Here is an 8,198-nt window from a genome sequence, read left to right on the forward strand (position 1 = left end):
GTCCGTGCTCGCCGAACGCGTCGACGCCTGGCGCCCGGCCGCCGAGGACGCGGGTGCGGCGCTCGTTCCCCCGCCGGGGCACGACGAGCCGGTGACCGTGCGCTGCCCGGAAGGCGAGCTCGCCCAGATCCTCGACGTCCTGCTCGACAACGCCGTCCACTACGCCGGCCGCGGCGCGAAGATCACGACCGAATGGGAAAGCGGCGGGGAAACCGCGACCCTCGTCGTCGCCGACGACGGACCCGGATTGTCCGAAGAGGACAGAGCGCGGGCGACCGAGCGCTTCTGGCGGGCGGGCGGCGAGGGTGCCCCGCGCGGCACCGGGCTCGGCCTGGCCATCGCGCACCAGCAGGTGCGCACCCGCGGCGGCGTCCTCGAACTGCGCCAGGCGCACCCGCACGGCCTCGAAGTCCGCGTCACGCTGCCGCTGCAGGAGGTGCCGGGATGACGCTCACCCGCCGCACGGCCCTGCTCGGCGGCCTCGGCCTCGCCCTGGCCGGGTGCTCGACGGCCGGCTACCGCGGCCCGGAACGCGCGCTCACCATCGCGGCCGGCGAGCGCGGCGGTTTCTACCTGGCCTTCGCCGAGCTGCTGTCCGCCGAGCTGAACCGCGCCGAACCGCTGCTGCACGCCACCGCGGTGCCGACCGAGGCGAGCGTCGCCAATGTCGGCCTGGTGCAGCGGGGCCAGGCCGACCTCGGGCTGGTGCTCGCCGACGTCGCCCAGACCGCGCTCGCCGGCGGCCCGCCGTTCGCCGGGAAGGTGCCGCTGCGCGCGCTCGGCCGCGTCTACGAGAACTACCTGCAGCTGGTCGTGCGGGCGGACGGGCCGGTCCGCGAGCTCGCCGACCTCGCCGGGCGCGCGGTGTCCCTGGGCGCGAGCGGCTCCGGCGCGGCCCAGCTCGGCGAGCGCCTGTTCGCCAAGGCGGGGGTCGCGGTGGACGCCCGGCACCTGCTGTTCGACGACGCGGTCCGCGCCCTGGCCGGCCGCCGGATCGACGCCATGCTGTGGTCGGGCGGCGTCCCGACGCCGAAGCTGGCCGAGCTCACCCGCACCACACCCATCGCGCTGCTCCCCCTGGATTCGGTGGTGCCCGCCCTGCGCGCGGCGTACGGCCCGGTCTACGACCAGGTCCAGGTCCCCGACGGCGCCTACCGCGGGGTGGGCGCGCTGAGCACGATCGGCGTGGCCAACCTCCTGGTGTGCGCGCCCTCCCTGCCGGACGACGTCGCCGCGGCCGTGGTCCGCCTGCTCGTCGAGCGCGCGACGGCGCTGGTCCCGGCCGAAGCCGTCGGCACGCAGTTCCTCGACGTCCGGACGCTGATCGGCACCCAGCCAGTCCCGCTGCAGCCCGGCGCGGCAGCCGCGTACCGGGCGCTCCACGGCTGAACTAGATTGGGCGCGTGACCGCACCTCGCCGCCCGATCGCCGAGATGCCGCTGCGCGTGCGCTACCACGAGTGCGACGGCCAGGGCATCGTCTTCAACGCCCACTACCTGGCCTATGTGGACATGTGCTCGTTCGAGGCGGAGAAGGCGCTCTTCGGCTCGCACGCCGAGTTCCTCGCGCACGGCACCGACATCGTGGTCGCCGAGGCGAACGTCAAGTTCCGCGCCCCGGCCCGCTACGACGACGATCTGGTCGTCTCGCAGTACCTGAACCACCTCGGGACGACGTCACTGCTCTTCGACTTCGAAATCCACCGCGGCGAAACCCTCGTGGCGGAGGCGACCATCCGCTACGTCTTCGTCGACCCGGCCACGCAGCGCCCGGAAGCGCCGCCCGAAGCGGTGCGCGAGGCCTACGCCGCCCTGCTCCAGGATTGAGCCCGTGTTCCGCATTCTCTTCTACCACCCCGAAATCCCACCGAACACCGGCAACGCGATCCGCCTCGCCGCCAACACCGGCTGCGAACTGCACCTGGTCGAGCCGCTCGGCTTCACCTTGGAGGACAAGCAGTTGCGCCGCGCCGGGCTCGACTACCACGACCTCGCGCGGGTCCACGTGCACACGTCGCTCACTGCGGCCTGGGAAGTGTTGCTGCCGGCGAAGGTCTACGCCTTCACCGCCTCCGCGACCCGGCGGTACACCGACGTCGCCTACACCCCGGGCGACGTCCTGGTGTTCGGGCCGGAGTCGGTGGGGCTGCCCGCCGCGGTCCAGGAAGCACCCGAGGTGACCGACCGCGTGCGGCTGCCGATGCTGCCGACGAGCCGCTCGCTCAACCTCGCCAACACCGCGGCCATCACGGTCTACGAAGCCTGGCGCCAGAACGGCTTCGCGGGTACTTGATCGGCTTCCGGTAGGTTCGCCGGATGCGACAGCAGTTTCTGGGGGCGCTCATCGGCGCCGCGTTCGGTACCGTGTTCGTCCTCGTCAACTCCGGTGCCCCGCTCCCCGCCGCGCTCGGCTGGGTGCTGCGCGCCCTCGCCGTGCTCGCCCTCGCGGCCGTGGTCGTCCTCGGCGTCCGCGCGGGCGGGCGCCCGACGCTCGAAGGCCGGCCGGTGTTCGGGCCGAGCTACCGGTTCATCGTGCTCGGCGAGGTCGTGCTCCTCTTCGCCGGGTTCTTCGTCCTGCGCCTGCTGGAAGCGCCCGTCCAGGCCAACGTCGCCTGGATCGCGACCGTCGTCGGCCTGCACTTCGCCGCGCTCGCCTCGGCGTGGAAGACCCGCTCGATCCTGGTGGTCGGGGTGGTCCTGACCGCGCTCGGCGTCGTCGGGCTCGCCCTGCTCGGCGGCGCCGCGGAGTGGGTGCCGTTCGTCAGCGGCGTGCTCTCCGGGGTGACCCTGCTCGGCGGCAGCCTCTACGGCGTCCGCCGAGCCTGAGTCACGGCAGTCTCTGCCCGAAGAACAGGCTGGCCGCCGCGCCCAGCATCAGGATCAGCGTGCCCACCACCACCCACGGCTTGCTCGCGTCGGCGTCCTTGAGCTCGTAGCCGATCTGCTCGCCGAGGTCCGCGTAGACCTTCTTCAGCTCCTCGGCGCTGGCCGCCTTGTAGAAGTCGCCGCCCGACAGCCGCGCGATCTCGCGCAGCGACTCGTCGTCCACGCTCACCGGCTGCTGTTTGTCGTCGATGGTGACCGAGCCGTGGGTGGTGCCGAACGAGATCGACGAGATCGGCACCCCGGCCTGCTTCGCCGCCTGCGCCGCGGTGTACCCGCCACGCGCCGCGTACAGGTCCTCCGGCACCGTCTGCTTCCCGTCGGACATCAGCACGATCCGCGCCGGCGGCGGCCCGTCGGCGCCACCGACGACGCTCGAGAAGCTCTCGACCGACTGCAGCGCCGCGAAGATGCCCTCACCGGTCGCCGTCGACTGGGCCAGCTTGAGGTTTTCGATCGCCTTGATCACGCCGTTGCGGTCGGTGGTCGGGTTGACCAGCACCGTCGCCGTGCCCGCGAACGAGATCAGCCCCAGGTTGATGCCCGGCGTCATGTTCCGCGCGAAGCTCGTCGCGGCTTCCTGGGCCGCCTGCAGCCGCGTCGGGGCGACGTCGGTGGCTTCCATCGACAGCGAAACGTCGATCACCAGCATCACGGTCGCCCGGTTGCGCGGCACCTTCTGCTCGGCGGTCGGCCCGGCCAGCGCCACCGTGAGCAGCAGCAGCGACAGCACGATCAGCACCGCCGGCACGTGCCGCACCCAGCCCTGGCTCTTCGGCGCGACCTTCTCCAACAGGTCCAGGTTCGCGAACCGCATGGTCCGCTTCCGGCGCGCCCGCTGGGCGAGCACGTACCCGATGGCGACCGCGGCGACCGCGATCAGCAGCAGGAACCACCAGGGCGAGGCGAACCCGGTGAGGCTCACGCGACACCCCCCGACCAGCGGCGCTTGCGGGCGACGACGAACCGCACCATGTCGGCGATCCAGTCGGCGTCCGTGCGCAGCGTCAGGTGGGCCGCACCCGCGCGCCGCAGGCCGGCCGCCACGCGCTGCCGGTGGGCGTGGGCCGCGGCCCCGAACTCCTTGCGCAGCAAGGCCGAAGCGTGCACTTCGCGCTGTTTCCCTGTCTCCGGGTCGGCCAGCACGACGGTGCCCACCTCGGGCAGGTCGATGTCGCGCGGGTCGAGGACTTCGATCGCGATCAGTTCGTGGCGCCCGCCCAGTGCCCGCAGCGGCCGCTCCCAGGACTCCTCGCCCAGGAAGTCGGAGATCACCACGGCCAGGCCACGCCGGCGCGGCGGCCGCCGCAGCGCTTCGAGGGCCTGGGCGAAGTCGCCCCGGGTGCCCTCGGCCGCGCGCGGGGTCTCGGCGAGCTTGCGCACCAGCCCGCGGGCGTGCGCCAGGCCGCCACGGGCCGGGATGCGGGTCGTCTCGGCGCCGGTGGAGATCAGCCCGCCGATCCGGTTGCCGCCGCCTCCGGTGAGGTGGGCGACCGCCGCGACGGCGCAGACCACCAGGTCGCGCTTCTCGCACAGCGCGGTGCCGAAGTCGAGGCTCGCCGAAAGGTCGGCGACGACCCACGTCTCCAGCTCGCGGTCGGCGACCGTCTCTCGGATGTGCGGAGTGGTGGTGCGGGCGGTGACCGCCCAGTCCATCCGGCGCACGTCGTCGCCGGGCTGGTACGGGCGGGCCTCGCCGGGCTCGGACCCCGGCCCCGGCACCAGGCCGAGGTGGTTGCCCTGCAGCAGCCCGTCGAGGCGGCGGCGGACGTCGAGCTCCAGCGTGCGGAGCCCGGCCTCCAGCCGGTCGCCGCGCAGCACCGGCGGCGCCCAGGAAGGGCGGACGCCGTCCTCTTTCTTGGCCATTTCCCGGTTACCTGACCGGCGCGCCCGCCGGGACCGGGCCGCCCTGGCCGGCCCCGCCCTGCGGCCGCGCCGAGACCTGCGGCAGCGGCACGGTCTGCAGCACGCGCGTGATGATGTGGTCGATCGGCACGCCGTCGGCGAGCGCGTCGTAGGACAGCACGAGCCGGTGGCGCAGCACGTCCGGCACGACGTCGACGACGTCCTGCGGCAGCACGTAGTCGCGGCCGCGGACCAGGGCCAGCGCCCGGGCGGCGGCGATGATGCCGAGGCTCGCGCGCGGCGAAGCGCCGTAGGACACCCAGCCGGCGACGTCGGCGAGGCCGTGCTCGTTCGGCGTCCGGGTGGTCAGCACCAGCCGCACCACGTAGTCGACGAGCGCGTGGTGCACGAACACCTGCGACGCGACGCCCTGCAGCCGGACCAGCTCGCCCGGGCTGAGCACCTCGTGCGGGGTGGGCGGGGTGACGCCCATCCGGTAGATGATCTCGCGCTCCTCCTCGGCGGAGGGGTACTCGACGACGATCTTGAACAGGAACCGGTCGCGCTGGGCTTCCGGCAGCGGGTACACGCCCTCGTTCTCGATCGGGTTCTGCGTGGCGAGCACGAGGAACGGGTCGGGCATCGGGAACGTCTGGCCGCCGATCGACACGTGCCGCTCGGCCATCACCTCGAGCATCGCCGACTGGACCTTGGCCGGCGCGCGGTTGATCTCGTCGGCGAGCACGAAGTTCGCCACGACCGGGCCGAGCTCGACGTCGAAGCGTTCGGCGCCCTGGCGGTAGATCCGGGTGCCGAGGATGTCGGCGGGCACCAGGTCGGGGGTGAACTGGACGCGGGAGAACGAGCCGCCGACGACCCGGGCGAAGGTCTCCACCGCGAGGGTCTTCGCCACGCCGGGCACGCCTTCGAGCAGCAGGTGGCCCTTGGCCAGCAGGCCGACCAGCATCCGCTCGACCAGGCGGTCCTGGCCGACGATGATCCGCTTGACCTCGAACACGGTCCGCTCCAGCAACTGGGCGTCCCGGGCCGGCGTCGCGGGCTGTTGCCCGTTCCCGCCCTCGGCGTAGCCGGGCTCGGTCACTCTGCCTCCTCGAAATCTCGTGCGCCGCCCCCGCGACGGTGATCACGCGGTGCGACCGTACTGCGCCCCCGGTCGTCCGTCTCATCCGGCACGCGGACGACCGGACCTGGCCCACGATCAGCCAACACGGTCAGCGGTGTGACACCTGTGAAGGGCCTCTTCGGCAGGGCTGTGCACTCGAACTGACAGGGGGCTCGGGCTGAGCGAGGATGCGGGGGTGACCCGTGTCAGGCTCGCCGAGCTGGTCGCCACCCTGTCGCTGGTGGCCGACCTCGGCATGGGCCGCCCGATGGAGCGGGTCCTGCGCCAGACGGTGATCACGCTGCGGCTGGCCGACGCGGCGGGTGTCGAGGAGGGGATCCGGGCCGCCGCCTACTACACGTCGCTGCTGACCTGGATCGGCTGCGCGGCGGACACGAGCGAACTGGCCGAGCTGTTCGGCGACGAGACGCAGCTCTACGCCGACAGCCACGACGGGGACCTGGCCGGGGTCACGATGGCGATGTTCGTCGCGCGCCACCTCGGCGGCGGCAGCTCGCGGCTGCGGCGCGCCGGGCTGGTGGGCAAGTTCCTCGCCACGGCCGGGAAATCGGTGCAGAAGGTGATGCAGGCCCACTGCCAGGGCGCCAGCGAACTCGCGGACCGGCTGCGGCTCGGCGACGACGTCTGCCGCCCGCTGCTGCAGGCCTTCGAGCGCTGGGACGGCCGCGGGGTGCCCGGGCAGGCCGGCGGCGACGAGCTCGCCGTGGCCGTGCGGCTGGTCCAGCTCGCCGACAACGTCGAGGCCTTCCACCACACCGCGGGCGTCGAGGGCGCGCTCGCCGTCGCCCGCGAACGCCGGGGAACGCAGTTCGACCCGCGGCTCGTGGACTGCTTCCTCGAGCACCACGCGGCGGTGCTCGCCGGCCTCGAGGACATCCGGGCCTGGGACGAGGTGATCGCGCTCGACCCGCGGCTCGGCGAGCAGCTCCCCGACGAGGAGCTCGACCGGGCGCTGCAGGCGTTCGCCGACTTCGCCGACCTCAAGTCGCCCCACCGGCTCGGGCACTCCCGCGGGGTCGCGGAGCTCGCGGCGGCCGCGGCCGGCCGGCTGGGCCTGGCTCCGGCGGACGTCGCGGTGGTGCGCCGGGCGGGGTGGGTGCACGACATCGGGATGATCGGCGTGCCGAGCGCGGTGTGGAACGCGCCGAAGCCGTGGTCGCTGGCCCAGCGCGAGCGCGCCCGGACCCACCCGTACCTGACCGAACGGATGCTGGCGCGGGTGCCGGCGCTGGCGTCGGTGGCCCGGTGCGCGGCCCAGCACCACGAACGCCTCGACGGCTCGGGCTACCCCCACGCGCTCTCCGGCGACGCCCTGGCCATGCCGTCGCGGATCCTCGCGGCCGCCGACGTCTACCACGCCCTGGGCGAGCCTCGCCCGCACCGCGCGGCGCGGCCGCCGTCCGAGGCCGCGGAGGTCCTGGCCGGGGAAGCCCGCGCCGGGCGTCTCGACGGCCAGGCGGTCGACGCCGTGCTGGCCGCGGCCGGGCGGCGGGTGCGCCGGACGCTCCCCGGCCGGTCCGGGCTGACGACCCGGGAGACGGAGGTCCTGGTCCAGCTGGCGCGGGGACTGTCCAACGCCGAGATCGCGACGGCGCTGGCCGTCTCGCGCAAGACCGTCTCGACGCACCTGGAGCACATCTACGCGAAGCTCGGGGTCTCGACGCGGACGCAGGCGGCGCTGTTCGCGATGCGGAACGGGCTCATCGGGTAGTTGCCCGATCCGCCGGGCCGCGCCCGCCCGTAGAACAAGGGGCATGACCACACAGACGGTGCCCCGGTCCGCGGGGATCTTCCTCGAGGCCCTGGCCGGCCAGGACTTCCCCCGGCTGGCCGCCGCCTTTTCCGGCGACGCGCAGCTGAGCGCGCTGGTCCCGCGAGGCCTGCGGGAGGCGCGGGGAGCGGACGAGATCCGGGCGACGTTCACGCGCTGGTTCGGCGACACGCTCGGCTTCGAGCTGGTGTCGTCGGGCGTGTCGCAGATCGGCCCGAGGCTGCACCTGCACTGGCGCGCCCACCTCCGGGCGACCCGCCTCGGCGACGGCTGGTTCGTGGTCGAGCAGCAGGCATTCGCCGACACGGGCGCCGACGGACGCCTCACCCGGCTGACCCTGCTCTGTTCCGGCTACTGCCCGACGTGACGGCCGACGCGATCCCGGGGCCTGGCGGAGAACGCGGACGCGGCGCGGCCCAGCTCGGCGGCTCGGCCCGGCGATGTGGCCCGGCGGGCGGCGCGGCTCGGCGGCTCGGCCCGGCGATGTGGCCCGGCGGGCGGCGCGGCTCGGCGGCGCGGTTCGGCGATGTGGCCCGGCTCGGCGGCGCGGCCCAGC

Annotated in this window: 11 protein-coding genes; 8 read left to right on the top strand and 3 right to left on the bottom strand. The window is 74.0% G+C overall.

Going from position 1 to position 8,198, the window contains the following annotated elements; translation table 11 throughout:
* The 5 genes from CCN39_RS44325 to CCN39_RS44345 all read left to right on the top strand — a co-directional run.
* A partial coding sequence (locus CCN39_RS44325) for a sensor histidine kinase (RefSeq protein ID WP_143264393.1) occupies positions 1–448 on the top strand: 448 nt, incomplete at its 5' end.
* Positions 445–1,389: a TAXI family TRAP transporter solute-binding subunit gene (locus CCN39_RS44330; RefSeq protein ID WP_086852773.1), complete on the top strand. Its 945-nt coding sequence runs from the start codon at positions 445–447 to the stop codon at positions 1,387–1,389. The genes CCN39_RS44325 and CCN39_RS44330, both read left to right, overlap by 4 nt.
* A 14-nt stretch (positions 1,390–1,403) precedes the next feature.
* The gene (locus tag CCN39_RS44335; protein ID WP_086852774.1) at positions 1,404–1,826 is read left to right on the top strand and encodes an acyl-CoA thioesterase; all 423 of its coding nucleotides are present in this window, start codon (positions 1,404–1,406) and stop codon (positions 1,824–1,826) included.
* A 4-nt stretch (positions 1,827–1,830) separates the two neighbouring features.
* The gene (locus tag CCN39_RS44340) at positions 1,831–2,292 is read left to right on the top strand and encodes a tRNA (cytidine(34)-2'-O)-methyltransferase (protein WP_086852775.1); all 462 of its coding nucleotides are present in this window, start codon (positions 1,831–1,833) and stop codon (positions 2,290–2,292) included.
* 23 nt (positions 2,293–2,315) lie between these two features.
* Positions 2,316–2,825 (top strand): hypothetical protein, encoded by a 510-nt coding sequence (locus tag CCN39_RS44345; RefSeq protein WP_086852776.1) that lies wholly within the window; start codon positions 2,316–2,318, stop codon positions 2,823–2,825.
* Between the two features lies 1 nt (position 2,826).
* On the opposite strand, the gene CCN39_RS44350 is transcribed toward CCN39_RS44345, so the two are convergent.
* Genes CCN39_RS44350 through CCN39_RS44360 form a run of 3 tightly spaced genes read right to left on the bottom strand, consistent with a single transcriptional unit; the run spans position 2,827 to position 5,829 of the window.
* Complete coding sequence (locus CCN39_RS44350; protein WP_086852777.1) at positions 2,827–3,807, bottom strand: VWA domain-containing protein; 981 nt, start codon at positions 3,805–3,807, stop codon at positions 2,827–2,829.
* Positions 3,804–4,748 (bottom strand): DUF58 domain-containing protein, encoded by a 945-nt coding sequence (locus CCN39_RS44355; RefSeq protein WP_086852779.1) that lies wholly within the window; start codon positions 4,746–4,748, stop codon positions 3,804–3,806. The genes CCN39_RS44350 and CCN39_RS44355 overlap by 4 nt, the downstream gene beginning before the upstream one ends.
* Before the next feature lie 7 nt (positions 4,749–4,755).
* Positions 4,756–5,829 (bottom strand): AAA family ATPase, encoded by a 1,074-nt coding sequence (locus CCN39_RS44360; protein WP_043784031.1) that lies wholly within the window; start codon positions 5,827–5,829, stop codon positions 4,756–4,758.
* Positions 5,830–6,046: 217 nt separating this feature from the next.
* Here CCN39_RS44360 and CCN39_RS44365 point away from each other — a divergent pair, with 217 nt between their 5' ends.
* The 3 genes from CCN39_RS44365 to CCN39_RS51380 form a co-directional block, all read left to right on the top strand.
* Positions 6,047–7,582, top strand: coding sequence for an HD domain-containing phosphohydrolase (locus tag CCN39_RS44365; protein WP_244211297.1), 1,536 nt, complete (start codon positions 6,047–6,049; stop codon positions 7,580–7,582).
* Between the two features lie 43 nt (positions 7,583–7,625).
* Positions 7,626–8,009 carry a nuclear transport factor 2 family protein gene (locus tag CCN39_RS44370; protein ID WP_086852781.1) on the top strand — a complete coding sequence of 128 codons (384 nt, stop codon included), beginning with the start codon at positions 7,626–7,628 and terminating at the stop codon, positions 8,007–8,009.
* A partial coding sequence (locus CCN39_RS51380) for a hypothetical protein (RefSeq protein WP_208630651.1) occupies positions 8,006–8,198 on the top strand: 193 nt, incomplete at its 3' end. The genes CCN39_RS44370 and CCN39_RS51380, both read left to right, overlap by 4 nt.

Origin of the sequence: Amycolatopsis kentuckyensis (genome assembly GCF_002155975.1) — a bacterium.
GTDB lineage: Bacteria > Actinomycetota > Actinomycetes > Mycobacteriales > Pseudonocardiaceae > Amycolatopsis > Amycolatopsis kentuckyensis.